Annotated in this window: 20 protein-coding genes and 3 tRNA genes; 13 read left to right on the top strand and 10 right to left on the bottom strand. The window is 62.0% G+C overall.

What is annotated here, in order from left to right:
- Positions 1–54: 54 nt before the first annotated feature.
- The 6 genes from ruvC to NMB38_RS05540 all read right to left on the bottom strand — a co-directional run bounded on the left by ruvC (position 55) and on the right by NMB38_RS05540 (position 4,718).
- Positions 55–579 (bottom strand): crossover junction endodeoxyribonuclease RuvC, encoded by a 525-nt coding sequence (gene ruvC / locus NMB38_RS05565; protein ID WP_023536229.1) that lies wholly within the window; start codon positions 577–579, stop codon positions 55–57.
- 160 nt (positions 580–739) lie between these two features.
- Positions 740–1,486 (bottom strand): YebC/PmpR family DNA-binding transcriptional regulator, encoded by a 747-nt coding sequence (locus NMB38_RS05560; protein ID WP_023536325.1) that lies wholly within the window; start codon positions 1,484–1,486, stop codon positions 740–742.
- A gap of 107 nt (positions 1,487–1,593) precedes the next feature.
- On the bottom strand, positions 1,594–3,369 hold the full coding sequence (aspS, locus tag NMB38_RS05555; protein ID WP_027914214.1) for an aspartate--tRNA ligase: 1,776 nt from the start codon (positions 3,367–3,369) through the stop codon (positions 1,594–1,596).
- Positions 3,370–3,462: 93 nt separating this feature from the next.
- A complete protein-coding gene (locus tag NMB38_RS05550; protein WP_023536249.1) occupies positions 3,463–3,684 on the bottom strand; it encodes an FmdB family zinc ribbon protein in 222 nt (73 codons plus the stop codon).
- A 92-nt stretch (positions 3,685–3,776) separates the two neighbouring features.
- Positions 3,777–4,106 carry a ribbon-helix-helix domain-containing protein gene (locus NMB38_RS05545; protein ID WP_027914213.1) on the bottom strand — a complete coding sequence of 110 codons (330 nt, stop codon included), beginning with the start codon at positions 4,104–4,106 and terminating at the stop codon, positions 3,777–3,779.
- Positions 4,107–4,244: 138 nt separating this feature from the next.
- On the bottom strand, positions 4,245–4,718 hold the full coding sequence (locus NMB38_RS05540) for a Dps family protein (protein ID WP_023536324.1): 474 nt from the start codon (positions 4,716–4,718) through the stop codon (positions 4,245–4,247).
- Between the two features lie 273 nt (positions 4,719–4,991).
- On the opposite strand from NMB38_RS05540, the gene NMB38_RS05535 reads away from it, so the two are divergent.
- Entirely contained in the window at positions 4,992–5,585 is a 594-nt protein-coding gene (locus NMB38_RS05535; RefSeq protein WP_027914212.1) for a cold-shock protein, read from the top strand.
- 78 nt (positions 5,586–5,663) lie between these two features.
- On the opposite strand, the gene NMB38_RS05530 is transcribed toward NMB38_RS05535, so the two are convergent.
- Together NMB38_RS05530 and NMB38_RS05525 are read right to left on the bottom strand one after the other, a co-directional pair.
- Positions 5,664–5,870, bottom strand: coding sequence for a SlyX family protein (locus tag NMB38_RS05530; RefSeq protein WP_027914211.1), 207 nt, complete (start codon positions 5,868–5,870; stop codon positions 5,664–5,666).
- Positions 5,860–6,291, bottom strand: coding sequence for an HIT domain-containing protein (locus tag NMB38_RS05525; protein WP_028687382.1), 432 nt, complete (start codon positions 6,289–6,291; stop codon positions 5,860–5,862). The genes NMB38_RS05530 and NMB38_RS05525 overlap by 11 nt, the downstream gene beginning before the upstream one ends.
- A 586-nt stretch (positions 6,292–6,877) precedes the next feature.
- Between NMB38_RS05525 and NMB38_RS05520 the strand changes: the two genes are divergently transcribed.
- The 3 genes from NMB38_RS05520 to NMB38_RS05510 all read left to right on the top strand — a co-directional run bounded on the left by NMB38_RS05520 (position 6,878) and on the right by NMB38_RS05510 (position 10,995).
- Positions 6,878–8,149 carry an OprD family porin gene (locus tag NMB38_RS05520; protein ID WP_027914209.1) on the top strand — a complete coding sequence of 424 codons (1,272 nt, stop codon included), beginning with the start codon at positions 6,878–6,880 and terminating at the stop codon, positions 8,147–8,149.
- Positions 8,150–8,308: 159 nt separating this feature from the next.
- Positions 8,309–10,024, top strand: a complete 1,716-nt coding sequence (locus NMB38_RS05515) for a proline--tRNA ligase (RefSeq protein ID WP_027914208.1) — start codon at positions 8,309–8,311, stop codon at positions 10,022–10,024.
- 20 nt (positions 10,025–10,044) lie between these two features.
- Positions 10,045–10,995, top strand: coding sequence for a hypothetical protein (locus tag NMB38_RS05510; RefSeq protein ID WP_027914207.1), 951 nt, complete (start codon positions 10,045–10,047; stop codon positions 10,993–10,995).
- A gap of 178 nt (positions 10,996–11,173) precedes the next feature.
- On the opposite strand, the gene dinB is transcribed toward NMB38_RS05510, so the two are convergent.
- Positions 11,174–12,238 carry a DNA polymerase IV gene (gene dinB / locus NMB38_RS05505; RefSeq protein WP_088523113.1) on the bottom strand — a complete coding sequence of 355 codons (1,065 nt, stop codon included), beginning with the start codon at positions 12,236–12,238 and terminating at the stop codon, positions 11,174–11,176.
- 208 nt (positions 12,239–12,446) lie between these two features.
- Here dinB and NMB38_RS05500 point away from each other — a divergent pair.
- The 5 genes from NMB38_RS05500 to NMB38_RS05480 all read left to right on the top strand — a co-directional run bounded on the left by NMB38_RS05500 (position 12,447) and on the right by NMB38_RS05480 (position 17,165).
- Positions 12,447–12,523: transfer RNA gene (locus NMB38_RS05500), tRNA-Met, on the top strand.
- A 135-nt stretch (positions 12,524–12,658) separates the two neighbouring features.
- Positions 12,659–12,735: transfer RNA gene (locus NMB38_RS05495), tRNA-Met, on the top strand.
- A 160-nt stretch (positions 12,736–12,895) separates the two neighbouring features.
- Positions 12,896–12,972 (top strand) — tRNA-Met (locus tag NMB38_RS05490).
- Positions 12,973–13,230: 258 nt separating this feature from the next.
- Positions 13,231–15,873: a bifunctional lysylphosphatidylglycerol flippase/synthetase MprF gene (gene mprF / locus NMB38_RS05485; protein WP_027914205.1), complete on the top strand. Its 2,643-nt coding sequence runs from the start codon at positions 13,231–13,233 to the stop codon at positions 15,871–15,873.
- The gene (locus NMB38_RS05480) at positions 15,873–17,165 is read left to right on the top strand and encodes a virulence factor family protein (RefSeq protein ID WP_104925898.1); all 1,293 of its coding nucleotides are present in this window, start codon (positions 15,873–15,875) and stop codon (positions 17,163–17,165) included. Before mprF ends, NMB38_RS05480 begins: the two co-directional genes overlap by 1 nt.
- Before the next feature lie 409 nt (positions 17,166–17,574).
- On the opposite strand, the gene NMB38_RS05475 is transcribed toward NMB38_RS05480, so the two are convergent.
- Positions 17,575–19,485, bottom strand: coding sequence for a potassium transporter Kup (locus NMB38_RS05475; protein WP_027914203.1), 1,911 nt, complete (start codon positions 19,483–19,485; stop codon positions 17,575–17,577).
- 235 nt (positions 19,486–19,720) lie between these two features.
- Here NMB38_RS05475 and rimO point away from each other — a divergent pair, with 235 nt between their 5' ends.
- From rimO to NMB38_RS05455, 4 genes are all read left to right on the top strand, one after another.
- Entirely contained in the window at positions 19,721–21,052 is a 1,332-nt protein-coding gene (gene rimO, locus NMB38_RS05470; RefSeq protein WP_023536322.1) for a 30S ribosomal protein S12 methylthiotransferase RimO, read from the top strand.
- Positions 21,053–21,156: 104 nt separating this feature from the next.
- Positions 21,157–21,612 carry a GNAT family N-acetyltransferase gene (locus tag NMB38_RS05465; protein ID WP_111475395.1) on the top strand — a complete coding sequence of 152 codons (456 nt, stop codon included), beginning with the start codon at positions 21,157–21,159 and terminating at the stop codon, positions 21,610–21,612.
- A gap of 75 nt (positions 21,613–21,687) precedes the next feature.
- The gene (locus tag NMB38_RS05460) at positions 21,688–22,398 is read left to right on the top strand and encodes an rRNA pseudouridine synthase (RefSeq protein WP_023536258.1); all 711 of its coding nucleotides are present in this window, start codon (positions 21,688–21,690) and stop codon (positions 22,396–22,398) included.
- Positions 22,399–22,447: 49 nt separating this feature from the next.
- Entirely contained in the window at positions 22,448–22,909 is a 462-nt protein-coding gene (locus tag NMB38_RS05455) for a YehS family protein (protein ID WP_027914201.1), read from the top strand.
- The last annotated feature ends 4 nt before the right edge of the window (positions 22,910–22,913 follow it).

The following is a 22,913-nucleotide window of genomic DNA, read 5'->3' as shown; positions in this document are numbered from 1 at the left end:
ATACGGCAGGCGGACGCTCCGCCTGCACAAAATGTGTATCAGCGCATGAAGCGCTTACAGACGCAAGCGCCCACCGCGCCGACGCGCCGTAGACAGCCCATGGGGCACCAGACTCGAACGGGTGTGGGCATGGCACAAGGCAATGGCCAGCGCGTCGGAAGCATCGATCTGGGGCTTTTGGGTCAGCTTGAGCAGGTGCATGACCATCATCATCACCTGGTCCTTGTTCGCCCCGCCCGTACCAGCCACCGCCTGCTTGACCTGGGTGGCGCTGTACTCGGCGATTTCCAGCCCTGCTTCAGCCGCTGCGACGATGGCCGCGCCTCGGGCCTGCCCCAGCTTGAGGGCCGAATCGGCGTTGCGGGCCATGAAAACTCGCTCGATGCCCATGGTCACCGGGCCATGCTGGCCGATGACTTCGCTGACCCCACGAAACACGATCTGCAAACGCTCGTGCAGTTCACCACTGCCTGTGCGGATGCAGCCTGAGGCCACGTACTCGCAACCACGTGCGGTCTGGCGAACAACGCCATAACCTGTGATGCGCGAGCCGGGGTCGATACCTAGAATCAGAGTCATAGCGCCTGTCGTTGAAGTGAAGCGGTGTGCAAACAGTACAGGCCCTTTCGCAGGTCAACCCCCTGGCCAGGTCGCCAGTGCTGCCACCTGTGCCACGGACGCCCTGCGAAAGGGCCTGTACAAACGCCCGAAGGCGTCAGTATGGTGCGCCAGAAAGCCCTCAGCCGAGGTTTTCCATGATCTCGTCGGAAATCTGCGCATTGGAGTAGACGTTCTGTACGTCGTCCAGGTCTTCGAGCATGTCGATCAGCTTGAGTACCTTCTCGGCGCCCTCCTGATCGAGTTCGGCGCTGGTGGTCGGCTGCATCACGATTTCGGCGTCGGCCGCCTTGAAGCCGGCCTCTTCCAAGGCATTGCGCACGGCGTAGAAGCTGTTGAACGAGGTGAACACGTCAAACGAGCCATCCTCGTGGGCCACCACGTCGTCGGCGTCGGCCTCCATCGCCGCCTCCATCAAGGCATCCTCCTCCACGCCCGGAGCAAAACTGATCTGCCCCTTGCGCTCGAACAGGTAGGCGACCGAACCGTCGGTGCCCAGGTTGCCCCCGCACTTGGTGAAGGCATGGCGCACTGCCGCAGCGGTGCGGTTGCGGTTATCGGTCATGGCCTCGACCATGATCGCCACACCGCCCGGCCCGTAACCTTCATAGCTGAGCTCTTCGACGTTGTCGCTTTCGTTCGTGCCGGCGCCACGGGCCACCGCGCGATCGATGATATCGCGGCTCATGTTGGCACCCAGTGCCTTGTCCAGCGCCAGGCGCAGGCGCGGGTTGGAGGCAGGGTCCGGGCCGCCTTGCTTGGCGGCGACCGTCAGCTCGCGGATCCACTTGGTGAATACCTTGCCCCTCTTGGCATCCTGGCGCTCTTTGCGGTGCTTGATGTTCGCCCACTTGGAATGACCCGCCATAACGACTCCCGATCCTTGTAACAGAAACAGGTTCCGCCCCGAAGGGCGGAACGTGGAAAGACTGCGCCGAAGCGCGTGGGCGCAACCGCCGGCTGCGCCCGGGCCGATTACTCGACCTTGGTCTGCTCGCGCAGACGGATGTGCAGCTCGCGCAATGCCTTGGCGTCGACCATGCCCGGTGCCTGGGTCATGACACACGCAGCGCTCTGGGTTTTCGGGAAGGCAATCACTTCACGAATCGACTGGGCGCCGGTCATCAGCATGACTAGGCGATCCAGGCCGAAGGCCAGGCCACCGTGAGGCGGTGCACCGAACTTCAGGGCATCGAGCAGGAAGCCGAACTTCTCTTCCTGTTCCGCCGCTTCGATACCCAGCAGGCGGAACACGGCCTGCTGCATTTCCTTGCGGTGGATACGGATAGAACCGCCACCGAGTTCGGTGCCATTGAGCACCATGTCATAGGCACGGGACAGGGCCGTGGCCGGGTTGGCCTCCAGTTCCTCGGGCGTGCACTTGGGCGCGGTGAACGGGTGGTGCAGCGCGGTGAAGCTGCCGTCTTCGTTTTCTTCGAACATGGGGAAGTCAACGACCCACATCGGCGCCCACTCGCAGGTGAACAGTTCGAAGTCGTGACCCAGGCGAATACGCAGGGCGCCCAGCGCTTCGCTGACCACCTTGAACTTGTCGGCACCGAAGAACACGATGTCGCCGTCAACGGCGCCCACGCGGTCGAGGATGGTGTTGAGGTTGGCCTCGGGGATGTTCTTGACGATCGGCGACTGCAGGCCTTCAACGCCCTTGGCACGCTCGTTGACCTTGATGTAGGCAAGGCCGCGGGCACCGTAGATGCCAACGAATTTGGTGTACTCGTCGATCTTGCTGCGCGGCATGCTGGCGCCGCCTGGCAGTCGCAGCGCGGTGACGCGGCATTTAGGATCGTTGGCAGGGCCGGCGAACACCTTGAAGTCCACGTCCTTGAGCTGGTCGGCGACGTCGACCAGTTCCAGCGGGATGCGCAGGTCTGGCTTGTCGGAGCCATAGCGACGCATGGCTTCCTCGAAGGTCATGTGCGGGAATTCGCCGAACTCCAGGTCCAGCACTTCCTTGAACAGCTTGCGGATCATGCTCTCGGTCAGGCCCATGATCTCGGACTCGTCCAGGAAGCTGGTCTCGATGTCGATCTGGGTGAATTCTGGCTGGCGATCGGCACGCAGGTCTTCGTCACGGAAGCACTTGGCAATCTGGTAGTAGCGGTCGAAACCGGCGACCATCAGCAACTGCTTGAACAGCTGTGGCGACTGCGGCAGGGCGAAGAAGCTGCCGGCGTGGGTGCGGCTTGGCACCAGGTAATCGCGCGCGCCTTCAGGCGTGGCGCGGGTCAGAATCGGCGTTTCCACATCGAGGAAGCCGTTTTCGTCGAGAAAGCGTCGAATGCTGCTGGTGATGCGCGAGCGCAGGCGCAGCTTGTCGGCCATCTCAGGACGACGCAGGTCGATGAAACGGTAGCGCAGACGCGTTTCCTCACCAACGTCGGAGTATTCGTTGAGCGGGAACGGCGGGGTTTCGGCTTCGTTCAGCACGTTGAGCTGATAGCCGAGGATTTCGATGGCACCGGAGGCCATGTTGCTGTTCACAGCACCTTCCGGGCGACGGCGGACCTTGCCGGTGATCTGCACGACGTACTCGCTGCGCACACGGTCGGCTGCGGCGAAGGTGTCGGCGCGATCCGGATCGAAAACGACCTGGGCCATGCCCTCGCGGTCACGGATGTCGAGGAAGATCACCCCGCCGTGGTCCCGGCGACGATGGACCCAGCCGCAAAGGGTGACTTCCTGGCCGTCCAGGCTCTCGTTCAGTTGGCCGCAATAATGGCTGCGCATCATGATGGTGGTTTCGCTTCTCGTGATTCGTGTATTCGATGGAGGCCTTGGCCGCCCGGAGGGCTAATACTGCAAGACCCGGTCATAGCATTCAACTCAGTCGGCCTTGTCGCCGCCTGCCAGATTCTTTTTCGCACCGGTCTTGAAGTCGGTTTCGTACCAGCCGTTGCCGCTCAGGCGAAAGCCGGGCACCGACAGCAGTTTCTTCATCGCCGGCGCCTGGCAGGCCGGGCAGTCGGTGAGCGGCGCGGCGCTGATTTTCTGCAGCACTTCCATGCGATGCTCGCAGGATGCACATTGATAGTCGTAAAGGGGCATGGATGTCTCTCGTCAACCATAACGCTGGCTGCCTGGGCAGCAAAAGGCGGGATTATATATGGTTAACCAGCGCTGCGCAGCCCGCCGGGCGATCAGTGCGACGTCGGCGGCTGCTGCAACCAGGCCACGCAGATCACCCGTATGAGGCCGCTGAAGTTGCGCACGCCCCCTTGGCGCAGGTGCACCTCACGGTCTACATAGGACAACACCGCACTGACCGAGCATTGGTTGGCAGCGGCAATGCGCTCGAGGATACCCCAATACACGGCCTCGAGGCGCAGGCAGGTGGAAAAACCGTTGAGCCGCACCGAGCGAGACACAGGCTGGGTCTGCAGCATGTCGAAATCTGCCGTGAATGGGTCGACGCATTGCTTGCCGGGCCAGCGCCCCTGACCTGCCGTCCGTTTCCCAGACTGAGCCATCTGCACACCTCCTGATGATTGAACCAAGGGGTGTATCAAGCGCCGAACGGGCCATTGCAGAGCAGCGGCAAACCCTTCCCGCACAGAAAGCGGCAGGCCCGCCCAGTCACCCTGGAAAGGCCTGCCGGCATGGCCCGGTTATTTCTCGTCGAGCAGTACGCGCAGCATCCATGCGGTCTTTTCGTGCACCTGCATGCGCTGGGTGAGCAGGTCGGCGGTTGGCTCATCGCTGACCTTGTCCACTGCCGGGAAGATGCTGCGGGCAGTGCGTACCACCGCTTCCTGCCCTTGCACCAGTTGCCGGATCATCTCATCGGCTGGGGGAACCCCCTCCTCTTCCTTGATGGAAGAGTGCTTGGCGTAGAACGCGTAGGACCCAGGCGCCGGGAAACCCAGGGCGCGGATGCGCTCGGCAATGGCGTCCACCGCCAGCGCCAGCTCGTTGTACTGCTCCTCGAACATCAGGTGCAGGGTACGGAACGAGGGTCCGGTGACGTTCCAATGGAAATTGTGGGTTTTCAGATACAGCACGTAGGTATCTGAAAGCAGGCGGGAAAGCCCATCGACGATGGACTTGCGATCTTCTTCACTGATGCCGATATCGATTGCCATGATGCTCCCCTTCAGAAAACGTGAAACCCAAGCGGGTGCCGACCACTTTAGCAACACTCTGAGCGCCGTGCCTCTGCCAGGTGGCCGCAGGCAGGGCGCCGGGTGGCAGTTTGAGTACCCTGCAGGTTTACGGTTAAATAGGCAGCGTGCCATTCGTGCGGACTGTAATTGCCGAATGCATAGGCAGAAGGCCACGTGTTCGCGCCAACACTTCATGCGCACCGGGCCGTCAGCTCTTCCCGTGATCAGCTTCAATCAATGTGAGCCAATCCCATGTTCAAGATCGTCCACCTGGTGACAGGCGCGGCAGCCTTGCTGCTAGCGTTCATTCCCAGTCTTAAAACCGAGGCAACGCCTTTCCTGCAACAACCCGACGCGGTCTATCTGGCCCTGTTCGGCTTGCTCAACCTGATCCTGGCCCCTGTCGTACCGCTGTACTACCGAGGTGCCAGGCAGCAACTGCAATATCTAGCCTGTGCCCTGCTGGTGGTGGCTGTGGTACTTCAAACCCTTACCGTGCTCGCTCGACCAGAGCTTGGCAACCTGGCGGCGCTGGTGTGCGCCGCACTGGCTGTGGCCCTGCACCTGGGCGCAGGCTTTGCCCAGGGCGCGCGCAAGGTACGCAGCAGCCAACAGCCACTGACCGAGGCCGGCAACCGAGATACGGGCACGGTCAAGTGGTTCAACACGTCCAAGGGGTTCGGGTTCATTTCCCGGGACTCAGGCGATGACATCTTCGTGCACTTTCGCGCCATCCGCGGCGAAGGCCATCGCATCCTGGTAGAAGGTCAACGCGTCGAGTTCTCGGTGATGCACCGCGACAAGGGCCTGCAGGCCGAGGACGTGGTCGCCGTCACGCGCCGCTGACAGGCGAGCAGACTTAAACACGTTCAAACCAGGCCTGTCGCTCAGCCCAAGGCTGCGACAGGCCTGACGACCCGATGATCAATAGTGAGGCGGCGGCGCCTCTTCACCCTCGCTGCCATACTGACCCGCCATCTCCTCGTAACGCTTGATCAGCTCGGCCATCTGCAACTGCAGCCGCTCGATCACGCGCCCTTGCTCGACCACCACATCGTTGAGCGCCTGCAGGGTGTCGTCCTGGAATGCCTGGCGCGTTTCCAGCTCGACCATTCTTGGCTCAAGCGACATGGGCGGCCTCCTGGAAACCTTCAAGGTGCAGATTTCGCACGCGGGCGCGTACCGCCTGTACTTGTGCGTCGGTATAGGCCACGGCCGGGCATTTGCCCCAGACCGGTGCAGGCCAGGCCACATCATCGTGCTGGCGAACGATCACATGCATGTGCATCTGGCTGACCACATTGCCCAACGTCGCCACGTTCATCTTGTCGGCCCCGTAGCTGCGCTTGAGTGCCTCGGCAAGCTGTGTGGTTTCCTGCCAGAGCAGGTGCTGCTCAGCCAGGCTGAGGTCAAACAATTCGCTGACCTCGGCACGCCTGGGCACCAGGATGAACCAGGGGTAGTTGGCATCTCGGCTCAGCAGCAACTGGCACAGGGCGAAATCGCCCAGCACCCAAGTGTCCTGCTGCAAGCGTGGATCAAGAACGAACACGGCGTACCTCCTTCAGGCAAAGCGACCCGCACGGTGGCGGTAGAGACGGCGGCAAGGATACCTTGCGCGATTGCGGTAACACAGCGCTACTTTTCGCACCAATAAGGTGCTTCGCCACGCTGACTGGCGCCTTGGCCCACCACAATTGACACCGCCTTAACATGTTGCGGTAACACATTGACTTTGATAGCAAGCTAGCCAACTGAATGGACGCGATGAGCGGGCTGGACGCCCAGTCCGACCAACCCCCGTATTTACGGCGGTTAAAACGGTTTCCTGAAAATTTCGTGAAAAATTCATCAATGCAAGCCCAGGTTGAGCACGCTTGTTGCATTGCCTTCACGCCAAGTCGGCATGCTCTCTGCAACACCTGCACACCGGGCGTTACCACCCTCGGATGCGACGCTGAAGTGCCCGACAGCGACACGGCCAAAAAGTTCCATTCAGAGTGCTTTGCGCCATATCGCCAACGACCTTCAGCGTGCTATACATTTTCGCCGACATAACAAGAAAGAGCTGCACCCTATAACTAGAACACCTGGATGCAGCGGTACTCTTCCTAAAAAAACCAAAGGAGCAAGTCACGATGCGCGTGATGAAGTGGAGCATGATCGCCCTGGCCGTTTCGGCGGGGTCCTCGCAGATGGCACTGGCCTCTTCGCAGGATGAGTCCAAAGGTTTCATTGAAGACAGCAAGCTGAGCGTCAAAACTCGCATGCTGTATTTCAGCCGTGATTTCCGCAACAACGAAGGCGGCCAGAGCCGCCGTGAAGAAACCGGCCTCGGCTTCGTGGGCACTTACGAGTCGGGCTACACCCAGGGCACCGTCGGCGTGGGTATCGACGCCATCGGCATGCTCGGGCTGAAACTGGACAGCGGCAAGGGCCGTGCTGGCACCGGCCTGTTCCCGAACGGCTCGGACGGCCGTGCGCAGGATGACTACTCCAAGGGTGGCGGCGCGGTCAAATTCCGTATCTCCGACACCGTGCTGAAAGTCGGCGACCAGTTCACCGCCCTGCCGGTATTCGCCACCGACGATAGCCGCCTGCTGCCGGAAATCGCCCAGGGCGCATTGCTGACCAGCAACGACATCAAGGGCCTGACCCTGCACGCCGGTCGCTTCACCAGCCTGACCGGTCAGGAGCAGACCAACCGCGACAGCCTGCGCCTGAAGGAAGCCGACGTATTCGGCGGCACCTATGCCTTCACCGACAGCCTGTCCACCAGCCTGTACTACTCCAAGGTGGAAGACTACTGGCGCAAATACTACGCCAACGTCAACTGGGCGCTGCCGCTGTCGGACAAGCAAGGCCTGGTGTTCGACTTCAACTTCTATGACACCAAGAGCGACGGCCAAGGCCTGCAGCGCGCCGAAAAAGACGGCGTGACCAAGCTCGACAACCGTGCGTTCAGCCTGTCCGGTGCGTACAACATCGGCGCTCACACCTTCACCCTGGCCTACCAGAAAGTCACCGGCGACGGCGACTATGGCTACGGCGTCGACGGTGGCGGTACCGTGTTCCTGGCCAACTCCGTGGCCCGTTCCGACTTCAACGCCGAGGGCGAGAAGTCCTGGCAGGCTCGCTACGACCTGAACTTCGCCGAGTATGGCATTCCAGGCCTGAGCTTCATGACCCGCTACGTGCGTGGCAGCGGCGCCGACACCGGCACCACCAGCAACGGCAAGGAATGGGAACGCGACATCGACATCAAGTACGTGATGCAAGAAGGCCCGGCCAAGGACCTGAGCTTCCGCGTTCGTCAAGCCACCTACCGTTCCTCCGATGGCGTCTACTACGGCTCCCCATCCCTGGACGAGCTGCGCCTGATCGTGGAGTACCCGCTGAGCATCCTGTAAGCCTGGCTTGCAACGCTTCGCACCTGAAAAGCCCGGCGACCGCGCCGGGCTTTTTCTTGGCTGACAAGCAGGACGCCCTGGGGCATCCTGTACGCCTTGGCTTCACCCCCGTACAATGCGGGGCTATTTCAACGTCTTAGGCAATCGACACGGCTAACCATGCGCACCAGTCAATATTTGCTCGCCACCCAAAAAGAAACCCCTGCCGACGCAGTGGTCATCAGCCATCAGCTCATGCTGCGTGCCGGCATGATCCGCAAACTGGCTTCCGGCCTGTACACCTGGCTGCCAATGGGCCTGCGGGTAATGCGCAAGGTCGAGAACGTGGTGCGCGAGGAAATGAACGCCGCCGGCGCTCTTGAAGTGCTCATGCCCAGCATCCAGCCTGCCGAACTGTGGCAGGAGTCCGGCCGCTGGGAGCAGTACGGCCCCGAGCTGCTGCGGGTCAAGGACCGGCATCAGCGCGATTTCTGCGTGGGCCCGACCCACGAAGAGGTCATCACCGACCTGGCACGCAACGAGCTGTCGAGCTACAAGCAGCTGCCTTTGAACATGTACCAGATCCAGACCAAATTCCGCGATGAAATCCGTCCGCGCTTCGGCCTGATGCGTGGCCGCGAGTTCATCATGAAGGACGCCTACTCCTTCCATGCCGACCAGGCTTCCCTCCAGGAAACCTACGACCGCATGCACCAGGCGTACACCAATGTGTTCACCCGTCTGGGGCTGGATTTCCGCCCAGTGCAGGCCGACACCGGTTCCATTGGTGGTAGCTATTCCCATGAATTCCACGTCCTTGCCCAGTCCGGTGAAGACGATGTGATCTTCAGCGACAGCTCCGACTACGCCGCCAACATCGAAAAGGCCGAGGCCGTGCCGCGCGAAACCGTGCGCCCTGCCCCTACCGAAGAACTGCGCCTGGTCGACACGCCCGATGCCAAGACCATCGCCCAACTGGTCGAAAACTTCGGTCTGCCAATCGAAAAGACCGTCAAGACCCTGATCGTACGCGGCGCCGAGGAAGGCAAGCTGGTCGCCCTGATCGTGCGCGGCGATCACGAGCTCAACGAAATCAAGGCCGCGAAGCTGGAACAAGTGGCTGACCCCCTGGTCATGGCCACCGATGCCGAACTGCGCGAGGCCATTGGTGCTGGCGCAGGCTCGCTGGGCCCGCTGAACCTGCCGCTCGAATGCGTGATCGACCGTTCGGTCGCCTTGATGAGCGACTTCGGTATCGGTGCCAACATCGACGACAAGCACTATTTCGGCGTGAACTGGGAGCGTGACTTGCCAGTGCCACAGGTGGCCGACCTGCGCAATGTGGTCGAGGGCGACCCAAGCCCGGATGGCCAGGGCACCCTGGTGATCAAGCGTGGCATCGAAGTGGGTCACATCTTCCAGCTGGGTACCAAGTACAGCGAGGCACTCAAGTGCCAGGTCCTGGGCGAAAATGGCAAGCCGGTCATGCTGTCCATGGGCTGCTATGGCATCGGCGTGTCTCGCGTGGTGGCCGCGGCCATCGAGCAGAACCACGATGAAAAAGGCATTATCTGGAACGACGCCCTGGCGCCCTTCCAGATCGCCCTGGTACCCCTGCGCTATGAAACCGAAGTGGTTCGCGAAGCCACCGACAAGCTGTATGCCGAGCTGACTGCGGCAGGTTACGAAGTGCTGCTCGACGACCGCGACAAGAAGACCAGCCCCGGCATCAAATTTGCCGACATGGAGCTGATCGGCATTCCGCACCGTATCGTCGTCAGCGATCGCAGCCTGGCCGATGGCAACCTGGAATACAAACACCGTACCGAGCAGGATGCCCAGGTGTTGCCACTCGAAGAAGTGCTGACCTTCCTGCAGGCCCGCGTTCGCCGCTGATAATCAATGCACGAGTGATCATGTCCAAGCGAAGTACCTATAAGCTCAAGGGCGCCGCACTGTGCGGCGTCCTGCTCGTCAGCGGCTGCGCCAACCAGATGCCCCAGCGCAGCGACCACGAGGAGCGCGTCGAGCGCAAACTGCTCGAACACACCCTGCAGATCGACGTTGGCGAGCCGAAGGTGATGGAGCTGCCGCAACGACGTGTACGCGTGCATGAGCAGAAGCGTTTCGAGGTCACCGAGTTCGAGGTGACGCGCCATTACGACCGCTACACCCCCTACCAACCCTGGCGGGAAATCTACGAGATTCCGCTGGGCGCCGTGGCGGTGGTGGCGGGCGTGGGTGCCAACGTGGTCAACGTCTTCGCCCTGGGCAACCTGCCCCAGAGCATTACCCACGATTGGCTCAGTTATGGCGTGGACGGCCTTAATCCGTTCATGAACGTGCCCTCCAATGGCCGCGCCCAGCAGAACCTCGCAGGCATCAGCGAAGTGCAGAAAGCCAAGCGCGAAGAGGCCACGAGCATGCCGTGGAGCGAGCGCCTGGTGGAGGTCAAGGCCGGCAAGAACACCTATGAGTTGACCACTGACCGCGCGGGCATTCTGCGCCTGAACCTGCTCGACAGCCCCTTCTCGGAGCAGAACCTCAACCACGTCGGCACCTTGCACCTGCAAGTGGTCGATGAGGACAATGCCGTGCGCGGTGATGCCAGTTTGTTGATCAGCGCCACGCTGCGCAACAAGCTGCGTGAAGCTCACGAGCTGATTTTCGACGACCTCGAAGATGATGAGGTGAGCCAGTGGGTGCACCGGGTCAAGCGGCTGTCCGAGCTGGGCCTTGAAGAGGAAGCCAGTGAGTTGGAGCAGAGCCTGATCGAGCTGACGCGCAACGATCCTGAGTTGCAACAGGAGTTCTTGCAGTCCTTGACCAAAGCCACTGGCCGACTGGTTGCCGACCCCGGGCATTGATGGCCGCCTGTGGTTGACCTGCGTTGAACCCGTGGTGGGTTCAACGCCGGCAACTGCTTTTAAAAGGCCTTACGCGCTGCCTGGCCCCATAATGGAAGCCTACATGTCGGCGATAAACCTGAAGTACGCCATGACAGCGGCACTTTCGCGCCTCTCAACACCTTCCTTCAACTGCACGCTATACCGGCGGGAAAAGCTCCAGCTGTTCATGCGCGCTGCGCAAGTCCCGTAATCTCACCCCTACACCGAGCAATCGCACAGGTTTACCACCGCGCGCGAACGCCTGCGTCACCAGCTGCCGGTAACTGTCCAAGTCCCTGCCGGCGCCTGCCTGCTCAAGGGTGGTCTGGGTGAAGTCATGGAACTTGACCTTGACGAAAGGCTTTTCCGGCCGGTAGGTGCTGTCCATTCGCTCAATGCGCTCGTTCAGGCTCTGCAGCAACTCCGGCAACCGTGCCAGGCAACTGGGCAGGTCCGGCAGGTCGGTGTCGTAGGTATTCTCGACGCTGACCGACTGCCGTCGACTGTCGTTTTGAACCACGCGATCATCGATGCCACGCGCCAGCCCCCACAACCGCTCGCCAAAGGTGCCGAACTCACGTACCAGCGCCAGGCGAGACCAGTCGCGCAACTGCGAGCAGGTCTCGATCCCCAGGCGGGTCAGCTTGTCTGCAGTGACCTTGCCCACACCGTGCAAACGGGTGACCGGCAGCGCCGCCACGAACGCTTCTATTTCATCAGGCTTGATCACGAACAGGCCATTGGGCTTGCGCCAGTCGCTGGCGATCTTGGCCAGAAACTTGTTGGGCGCCACCCCGGCCGAGACGGTGATGTGCAGGGTACGAGCCACGCGCCGACGGATGTCTTCGGCGATGCGTGTAGCGCTGCCGGCATACCATTGGCTTTCGCTGACATCCAGGTAGGCCTCGTCCAACGACAGCGGCTCGATCAGGTCGGTGTAGTCACGAAAGATGGCATGTATCTCTCGAGAAGCCTCACGGTAAGCCTCGAAGCGAGGTTTGACGATCAGCAGGTCCGGGCACAACTTGAGGGCGTGACGGGACGACATTGCAGAACGCACCCCGTAGGCACGCGCTTCATAGTTGCACGTGGCGATGACCCCACGCCTTTCGGCCGACCCGCCCACTGCCATGGGACGACCTGCAAGACGAGGGTCGTCGCGCATTTCGATGGCGGCATAAAAGCAGTCGCAGTCGACGTGAATGATCTTGCGCAGGGACATGTATGACCATAAGCACTGTAAATTCATACAGATAATAGCGCATGGTTTCAGGTTCAAACAGCATGGGCATGGTTGGGCAGCGCCGGCATTCACTGCATGAGCGCTACCCAAGCCCGCGCCTTACACACCTAAAGGATTGAACAAAAAGGGCTTTTCACACTATTTGCTTGACACTGCATGATAAATCCGTAGAATTCGATTTCACAGGCGCGGGATGGAGCAGCCTGGTAGCTCGTCGGGCTCATAACCCGAAGGTCGTCGGTTCAAATCCGGCTCCCGCAACCAGATTCGAGAAAAGGCCACTGTTCACGCAGTGGCCTTTTTCTTTGCGCGCGCGAAAAGCAATTCGTAAAAAACCTCGCTAAATCAATGAGTAGCACTTGACACCACCGGCTGAAGCTGTAGAATCCGCCCCACAGACGCGGGATGGAGCAGTCTGGTAGCTCGTCGGGCTCATAACCCGAAGGTCGTCGGTTCAAATCCGGCTCCCGCAACCAAGTTCAAGAAAAGGCCACTGTTAACGCAGTGGCCTTTTTCTTTGCCTGTCAAACGGCAACAGGGTAAGCATGGATGCGCCCTGCTCTGTTCAAGCGTTGGCCTCGCGCTTCATTAAACGCTTGACACCAATGCGCTTCGCTGTAGAATGCGCACCTCTGACGCGGGATGGAGCAGTCTGGTAGCTCGTCGGGCTCATAACCCGAAGGTCGTCGGTTCAAATCCGGCTCCCGCAACCATATTCGTCAGAACAAACCCCGTGCGTAGCGATACGCGCGGGGTTTTTCGTTTCTACCCCCTTACTTGCAAGCGACGCTTGCATGCCTTGGCGCATACCCGATTAGCGGCGGGCGCTACCCTTGCGTGGATGAACTATCTTTAACCCCTGCCGGGCTGTTAAGCGCCCATGGCCGGAGTAATATTGGATACGTTTTCCAAAGGGACTTTCACTTGGCCGCGCCTCTTCTTCACCTCGTGCCTGACGCCCGAGGTAATCCATGACCGCTCAGAACCCTGAACCTTCGGTGCCGCTGGCCACAGCGCTGCCCGGAGCCGTGCAGCGCCTGCCTTTGCTTGAACGGATAAGCCGCTATCGTCAGCCGATTGGGCTGGCGGTGACGCTGGTGCTGTTCACCATGGCCTTGATCGCCTGCCGCCACCTGCTGAGCGAGCTGGACATCTATGCCTTGCACGATGCCATGCTCGAAGTGCCAGTGCAGTCACTGCTTGGCGCGCTGCTGGCGACCGTGATCGGTTTCGTGATCCTGCTGGGCTACGAGTGGTCGGCCAGCCGCTACGCTGGGGTCAAGCTGCCTGCGCGAACGTTGGTACTGGGTGGTTTCAGCGCCTTTGCCATCGGCAATGCCATCGGCCTGTCCATGCTATCCGGCGGTTCGGTGCGCTACCGGCTGTATGCACGCCAAGGCGTGGGCGCGGGCGAAGTCGCACGCATGACGGTCTTCGCCAGCCTTTCACTCGGTTGTGCTTTGCCACCGCTTGCGGCATTGGCCACCCTGAGCAATCTGCCTGCCGCCTCGACTGCCCTGCGGTTGCCGCAGGGCTTGCTGGCTGGCGTTGCGGTTGCCGTCCTGGCCGCCTGCGCCTTATTGGCAGTTGGCCTGTATCGCAAGCGGTTGGCCGAGCAGCCAGTGCCTGACAACCTGTTGGTGCAACTGGGCCGGCGCACGCTGCGACTGCCCGGCGCACGGCTGACTGGCCTGCAACTGCTGATCACGGCCCTGGACGTGGCCGCCGCGGCCACCGTGCTCTACCTGCTGCTGCCCGAAGCGCCCCCCTTCGGCGCCTTCGTACTGGTCTACCTACTGGCGCTGGCCGCGGGTGTGCTCAGCCATGTGCCCGGTGGTGTTGGGGTGTTCGAGGCCATCCTGCTGGCCGCGTTCGCCAACCAATTGGGCGCTGCCCCGCTGGCAGCCGCATTGCTGTTGTACCGCATCATCTATGTGGTGCTGCCCCTTCTGCTGGCCTGCGTCCTGCTATTGGCCAACGAAGCCCGGCGTCTGCTGTTCGCGCGGCAGGCCATGAAGGCTGCCTCTGGGCTGGCAGCGCCTATCCTGGCCATCATGGTCTTCCTCTCGGGGGTGGTATTGCTGTTTTCCGGCGCCACGCCCGAGATCGATACCCGCCTTGAGCACATGGGCTTTCTGATCCCCCATCGGCTGATCGATGCCTCCCACTTCGGCGCCAGCCTGATCGGCGTGCTGTGCCTGTTGCTGGCCCAAGGCCTGCGCCGGCGCCTGTCGGCCGCGTGGCTGCTGACCACGGTGCTGCTGCTGGTGGGGGCATTGCTTTCGCTGCTCAAGGGCTTCGACTGGGAAGAGGCCTGCCTGCTGACGTTCACGGCCGCGCTCCTGGCTTTGTTCCGCCGCTCGTTCTATCGGCCCAGCCGCTTGATGGAACTGCCGTTCTCGCCGGTGTATCTGGTGGCCAGTGCCTGCGCGGTGGGCGCCTCGGTGTGGCTGCTGTTGTTCGCCTACCAGGATGTGCCCTACAGCCATCAACTGTGGTGGCAGTTCACCCTGGACGCCGATGCCCCCCGTGGCCTGCGTGCGGCGATGGGCAGTGCCTTGCTGCTGGCAGCGCTGGCGCTAACCTGGTTGCTGCGCACCGCACCGCCGGTGATCCACCTGCCCGATGAAGCCGAACTGCAACGGGCTCACCGTATTCTGCAGGCGTCCGACCAGCCTGATGGCGGCCTGGCCCTGACCGGCGACAAGGCGCTGCTGTTCCATCCCCGGGACAACGCGTTTCTGATGTATGCCCGCCGTGGTCGTAGTCTGGTTGCGCTGTACGATCCGATCGGGCCGGCCCAGGAGCGTGCCGAGATGATCTGGCAGTTCCGCGACCTGTGCGACCTGCACCATGCTCGACCAGTGTTTTACCAGGTGCGCGCAGAGAACCTGCCGTTCTACATGGACATCGGCCTGACTGCCCTGAAGCTGGGCGAGGAAGCCCGTGTCGACCTGCGCCGCTTCGACCTCGATGCCAAAGGCAAGGAAATGAAGGACCTGCGCTACACGTGGAACCGAGGCGGCCGTGACGGGCTGAGCCTGGAAATCCATGAGCCAGGCCATGCGCCGCTGGCTGAGCTCAAGGAAATTTCCGATGCATGGCTCAGTGGCAAGAACGTTCGCGAAAAGGGCTTTTCGCTGGGCCGTTTCAGCCCGGATTACCTGCAGCACTTCCGTATCGCCCTGATTCGCTTCCAAGGCCGCCCCGTGGCCTTTGCCAACCTGCTCGAGACCCACAGCAACGAGCTGGCCAGCCTCGACCTGATGCGTGCACACCCGGAGGCCCCCAAGCTGACCATGGAGTTCATGATGATTGGCTTGATCCTGCATTACAAAAGCCATGACTACGGCCGGTTCAGCCTGGGCATGGTGCCGCTGTCGGGGCTGCAACCACGGCGGGGTGCGCCCTTGACCCAGCGTCTGGGCTCGATGGTGTTCCGCCGTGGCGAGCAACTCTACAACTTCCAGGGGCTGCGCCGGTTCAAGGACAAGTTCCAGCCTGACTGGGAACCTCGCTACATGGCCGTGCCTGCCGGGCTCGACCCGCTGGTGGCACTGGCCGACACTGCCGCCCTGATTGCCGGCGGCTTGACTGGATTGGTGAAACGCTGATGACCCGACGCTTTTGGCTTTACCCGTTGATCACCCTGCTGCTGGCCGCCCTGGCCGGCGCCACGGCGTTCTGGTTCTGGACGCGGCCGGCGCCTGAGGCACAGCTTGAGCAACTTCAAATCAACGATGCCAGCATCACCCGCGTTACCCCAGGGGTGCACCCCACCGCCTGGGTGGCGATCGGCGTGCCACAGGACCAGGCCCTGACCCACAAGCAGTTGCTGGACCTTGGCCAGGCGGCCGAAGCGCAATTGGTGCAAGTGGTGCTGCCTGCCGGTGATTGCGCCAAGCAGCAGCAAGCCATGGACACGGCCCTGGCGCAGTTGCCGAGCAAACCGACCCTGGTCGCCGGCATTGGCCCGGGTGCCACCCAAGCCTGGCGCTGGCTGGCGAGCCAGAACGACGACAAGGCCCGGGCAATTTCCGTGGGCTTTACGGTCGAGCAGCCAGGGTGTCAGGTACCGCTGCCAAAGACCGCGCCCCACGGCCACTGGAGCGTGGCGTGGAACGATAATCCGGACGATGCCAGTGCGGCCTTCGTGCGTGACCAGAACAATGCCGAAACCAGCATCAGCGACTATGACATCCACCTGCCGCAAGTGCTCAAGGCACAGCTGACCCAGGCCTTGGTGGGCCAGGATGGCAACGCACTGGCGATTCCCGTGGTCGAGGTCCCTGCCGGTCAAACCACCGATACCGTCACGCTGTTCTTGTCCGGCGACGGCGGCTGGCGCGACCTGGACCGCGACGTGGCCGGGGAGATGGCCAAGCTGGGCTATCCGGTGGTGGGCATCGATACCCTGCGCTACTACTGGCAACACAAGACACCGGAGCAAAGTGCTGCCGACCTGTCCGAACTGATGCACCACTATCGGCAGAAGTGGGGGACCAAGCGTTTCGTCCTGACGGGGTACTCGTTCGGTGCTGACGTACTGCCTGCCATCTACAATCGCCTGCCGGCTGAAGACCAGCAACGGGTTGACGCTGTCATGCTGCTGGCCTTTGCCCGCAGCGGCAGCTTCGAGATCGAAGTCGAAGGCTGGCTGGGCAAGGAAGGTCAAGAGGCGCCCACTGGACCTGAGATGGCCAAGCTGCCGGCTGCGAAAGTGGTGTGCGTATACGGGGTGGAAGAAAGCGACGAAAGCGGTTGCACCGACAAGACCGCCGTGGGCGAGCGTCTGAAACTGCCGGGCGGGCACCACTTCGATGAAAACTACCCTGCCCTGGCCAAGCGGCTGATCGATGAGATCGAGACCCGTCAGGGCAAGTCGAGTGTGGCCGAGCAGAATTGAGGGTTGGGTAAGGACAGCAGGCACTGGGGTCAGGTCGAGCGGGTGGCTCTGATAGCGCGAATCAGGGGTTACCCTGCCCCCCTGCATGACCTCATGCCGCGATAAGCTGCGCAGCAGCCCTTAAATTTCAGCTTCGCAGCGTATATTGCCGGGGCCGCGCTGCGGCCCATCGCGGCACAAGGGCCGCTCCTACCCGGAAATCTGCTAGCTGTCAGGGGCGGTGCCAGACAGTTGCTCCTGCAAAGCCCTGTGAAGCTACTGACTCAGGCGTTACGCGGTCAGTGTCAGAGCGGCCTCGCCGGGGCGCCGGACCGGCCGCGATGGGCTGCGCACCAGCCCCAGTATCTGCGCATCGCCGCAAACATCACTAGGCCCCAGGGGAATGCCCTCAGCGCCTCCCCTGCCCTTTTCAGATCTCGACCTGAGTACCCAACTCGATTACCCGATTGAGCGGCAGGTTGAAGAACCTCAAATTGCCGTTGGCATTCTTCAGCAAGAACGCGAACAGGTTGCCTCGCCAGCGCGACATGCCTTCGAGCCTGGACGCGATTACGGTTTCGCGGCTCAGGAAATAGGTGGTGCGCATGGGCGTGAAGTCCAGCTCGTCCAGGTGGCAGAGTTTCAGCGCCGCCGGCACGTCCGGCTCATCCATGAAGCCGAAATGCAGGACCACCCTGAAGAAGCCATCGCCATAGGCCTCGACCTCGAATCGCTCCTGCTCTGGCACGCGAGGTCGATCTTCGCTGAGCACCGTCAGCAACACGACCTGGCTGTGCAGCACCTGGTTGTGCAGCATGTTGTGCAGCAACGCATGGGGCACGGCGTCCGAGCGGGCGGTGAGAAACACGGCCGTGCCCTCCACCCGGTGCGGCGGCTGGATGCGGATACTGCTGATGAACAGCGGCAGTGGCAGCGCCCCTTCGTCTATACGTTCGACGAGAATTTGCTTGCCACGTTTCCAGGTGCTCATCAGCAGGAACAGCACACCGCCTGCCAGCACAGGGAAGGCCCCGCCCTGGACGATCTTCGGAACGTTGGCGGCGAAAAACAGCCCGTCAACGAACAGAAAGCCCAGCAAGAGGGGCACGGCCAGGATCGGCGGCCACTTCCACAGCAACAACATCACTGCCGCCACCAGAATGGTCGTCATCAACATGGTCCCGGTGACGGCCACGCCATAGGCTGCGGCCAAAGCGCCCGAGGACTCGAAGCCGATCACCAGCAGCACCACGCCCACCATCAACGTCCAGTTGACTGCCGCCACGTAGATTTGCCCTTGCTCGTCACTGGAGGTGTGCTGGATGTGCATGCGCGGGATGTAGCCCAGCTGGATGGCCTGTCGGGTGAGCGAGAAGGCGCCGGATATTACCGCTTGCGACGCAATCACGGTGGCCAGGGTGGCAAGGCCGACCAGCGGCAGCAGGGCCCAGCTGGGCGCCAGCAGGTAGAACGGGTTGCGCGCAGCCTCGGGGTTTTGCAGCAGCATGGCGCCCTGGCCAAAGTAGTTGAGCACCAGTGCCGGCAGCACCAGGGCGAACCAGGCCCGTGCGATCGGCTTGCGGCCAAAGTGCCCCATGTCGGCATAGAGCGCCTCGGCACCGGTCAGCGCCAGCACCACCGCGCCGAGGATGGCCACGCCCATGCCAGGATGGACGATGAAGAAGTTGACCGCCCAACCGGGGTTGAAGGCGCGGAGCACTTCGGGCGTCTGTGCGATGCCATGGACCCCCAGCGCGGCCAGCACCACGAACCATAGAACCATGACCGGGCCGAACAGCTTGCCGATTTTCTCGGTGCCGTGGCGCTGCACCAGAAACAGTGCCACCAACACCACCAGCGACACCGGCACCACCCAATGGTCGATACCATCGAAGGCCAGGCCCAGGCCCTCGACGGCCGAGAGCACCGAGACTGCCGGGGTGATCATGCTGTCGCCATAGAACAGCGAGGCGCCGATCAAACCGCAGATCACCATCAGGGTGCGCAGGCGCGGATACGCAGCCGTGGCACGCCGCGCCAGCGCGGTCAGGGCCATGGTGCCGCCCTCCCCCTGGTTGTCGGCACGCAGGATGAACACCACGTACTTGAATGACACCACCCACAGCAGCGACCAGAGGATCAACGACAGGATTCCCAGCACACCGTCGTGGTTGACCTGCACCCCATAACCGCCCGTGAACACTTCCTTCAGGGTATACAGCGGGCTGGTGCCGATATCGCCATAAACCACCCCGACCGCCGCCACCAGCAGGCCCAGCGACCGGGTCGCCCCCTGCTTCGCTGCGTGCCCGCCCTCGGCGTGACTGCTTGCCTGAACCATCGACCACTCCCGCAAAAGGCCCTCAGGGCCACTGTTGTCAGCGTGCATGCCAGTTCGCCCATCCGGGCCTGGCGTAACGGCGCGAAGCATAGCGCAGCGTTCGTCGTATTTCTGCTGGTCAATCGATCCATCGCTCGCTAGAATTGCGCACTTTTTGATCAGAGGCGCCAAAAGCGCCCGTCAAGGTCGCCCCCGATCAACGCTGGGCGACCTGTATTCAACGCCGAGGTTAGTCATGTCCACCACGCCCGCCACCCCCAAGGTCGGTTTCGTCAGCCTGGGTTGTCCCAAAGCCCTGGTCGATTCCGAGCGCATCCTCACCCAGTTGCGCATGGAAGGCTATGAAGTCGTGCCAACGTACGAGGATGCCGACGTGGTGGTGGTCAACACCTGCGGTTTCATTGACAGCGCCAAGGCCGAATCGCTTGAAGTGATCGGTGAAGCCATCAAGGAAAACGGCAAGGTGATCGTCACCGGCTGCATGGGTGTCGAGGAAGGCAGCATTCGCGATGTGCACCCAAGCGTGCTTTCGGTGACCGGCCCGCAGCAGTACGAGCAGGTGGTCAACGCCGTGCACGAAGTGGTGCCGCCGCGTCAGGACCACAACCCGCTGATCGACCTGGTGCCGCCGCAAGGGGTCAAGCTGACGCCGCGCCACTATGCCTACCTGAAGATTTCCGAAGGCTGCAACCACAGCTGCAGCTTCTGCATCATTCCGTCGATGCGTGGCAAGCTGGTCAGCCGCCCGGTGGGCGACGTGCTGAGCGAGGCCGAGCGCCTGGTCAAGGCCGGGGTCAAGGAAATCTTGGTGATTTCCCAGGACACCAGCGCCTACGGCGTAGACGTCAAGTACAAGACCGACTTCTGGAACGGCCGCCCGGTCAAGACCCGCATGCTCGAGTTGTGTGAGGCCCTGAGCAGCCTGGGTGCGTGGGTGCGCCTGCACTATGTGTATCCTTACCCCAATGTCGACGATGTGATCCCATTGATGGCTGCCGGCAAGATCCTGCCGTACCTGGACATTCCGTTCCAGCACGCCAGCCCCAAGGTGCTCAAGTCGATGAAGCGCCCGGCCTTCGAAGACCGGACCCTGGCCCGCATCAAGCAGTGGCGCGAGCAGTGCCCGGAGCTGGTCATTCGTTCGACCTTCATCGTCGGCTTCCCAGGCGAAACCGAGGAAGACTTCCAGTACCTGCTGGACTGGCTGACCGAGGCCCAACTCGACCGCGTGGGCTGCTTCCAGTACTCGCCTGTCGAAGGTGCCCCGGCCAACGACCTGGGCTTGGCCGACGTCCCGGACGACGTCAAACAGGATCGCTGGGACCGCTTCATGGCGCACCAGCAGGCCATCAGCGCCGCCCGCCTGCAGATGCGCATCGGCAAGGAAATCGACGTGCTCATCGACGAGGTCGAAGAGCAAGGCTCGGTGGGCCGCAGTTTCTTCGACGCGCCAGAAATCGACGGCAGTGTCTTCATCGATGGCAACCACGGCTTCAAGCCTGGCGACAAGGTACGTTGCCGCGTGGTGGACGCCGACGAATACGACATGTGGGCAGAGCCCATCTGACAGGGCGCCCTGCCTGCCTCCTGTCGCAGTGGCGCGGCCCGCCCCGGGTCGCGCCCTCCTCCAGCATCTATCCTTGTTTTGACGGCCACTGGAGCAAGGACCCGATGCGCACCTTCTCGACCCTGGAAACGCCTCACCTGAGCGACTACCCCAGGCTGGTCAGCGTATGGGAAGACGCGGTACGTGCGACGCACGCCTTTATGCCCGAACCCTACATCGTGCTGCTGCGCGACAAGGTGCTGCGGCGGTATCTGGACGCGGTGATGCTGGTCTGTGCCCGTGGGCCTGATCGCAGCATCCAGGGTTTCATCGGCGTGGCAGGCGGGCGCATCGACATGTTGTTCGTGGACCCGCAGTGGCATGGCCGAGGTATCGGCAAACAATTGCTGCAGCATGCGGTGCAGGCGTTGGACGCCCTGACCCTCGACGTCAACGAGCAGAACACCCAGGCGCTGGGCTTTTATCTGCACCAGGGCTTTGAGATCGTGGGCCGTTCGCCCAAGGACGGTCTGGGCCAACCGTATCCCTTGCTGCACATGCGCAGGCACAGCGCGGCCTGATTGACACAGATTCCCGCCCCTCGCCCGGCGGGAAGGGTACAATGCAGCCTTTCTTTGCCTTTGCGAATCGTCGTCATGTCCGAACCCGTCCGTCTGTCCAAACGCCTTGTCGAGCAGCTTGGCTGTTCCCGCCGCGAGGCTGAGTTGTATATCGAAGGAGGCTGGGTGACGGTCGACGGCGTGGTGGTCGAGCAACCGCAGTTCAAGGTCGAGCAGCAGCACGTCGAGCTGCTGCCCGGCGCGCGCGCCGAGAGCCTGGAGCCGGTCACGCTGCTGCTCCACCAAGGCGCGGGCATGGACAACGAAACTGCCCGGCTTGGCCTGAACATGACCAGCCTCAGCGAGGCCCATCGCGAAGGCGTGCGCCCCTTGCACGGGCATTTCACCCGCCAGGCCTGTGTAGCACCGTTGGAACCGGGTGCCAGCGGCTTGCAGGTGTTTACCCAGGACTGGCGGGTAACCCGCAAGATCAACGCCGACCTGCGCAAGCTTGAACAGGAGTTCGTGGTCCAGGTGCGCGGTGAAGCCAGTGCCCAGATGCTCGAGCGCCTGGCACGCGGTGTGACCCGCAATGACCGCGAATTGCCCAAGGCCAAGGCCAGCTGGCAGAACGAAACCCATTTGCGCCTGGTGCTGAAAAACCCGCAACCCGGCCAGATTTCCGAACTGTGCGCCTACCTGCGCCTGGAGTTGCTGGGCATGCGCCGCATACGCCTGGGCGGTGTTTCGATGGGCAAGCTGGCGCTGGGCCAATGGCGCTACCTGATGGGCACTGAACGTTTCTAAGTGAGAGGCCGTGCGATGACGTGCGGCACGAGAACAGGATTTTGCAGCAATGAACCACAATGACGTCCTGCGCAGCCTGCGCTACATGTTGAAAGTCAATGACGCCAAGATGGCCGAGATCATCGGTTTGACCGGCCTGGACGTGAACCCTGTCGTCCTGGCGACCTATGTGAAGAAAGAAGAAGAGGAAGGCTTTGTGCGCTGCCCGGACCGGGTCATGGCGCACTTTCTCGACGGCCTGGTCATCTACCGTCGCGGCAAGGATGAAAGCCGTCCGGCACAACCTGTCGAACTGCCGGTTACCAACAACCAGATCCTGAAGAAGCTGCGAGTGGCTTTCGAACTGAAAGAGGACGACCTGCACGCCATCTTGAAATCGGTCGATTTCCCCGTCAGCAAACCTGAGCTCAGCGCACTGTTTCGCAAGGCCGGCCATGACAACTACCGCCCGTGCGGCGACCAGTTGCTGCGCAACTTCCTGAAGGGCCTGACCCAGCGCGTGCACGGCTGAATGG

This window comes from Pseudomonas sp. FBCC-B35 (genome assembly GCF_059133755.1).
The sequence above is the reverse complement of the archived record's forward strand: the minus strand, read 5'-3'. Positions and strand labels throughout refer to the sequence as shown.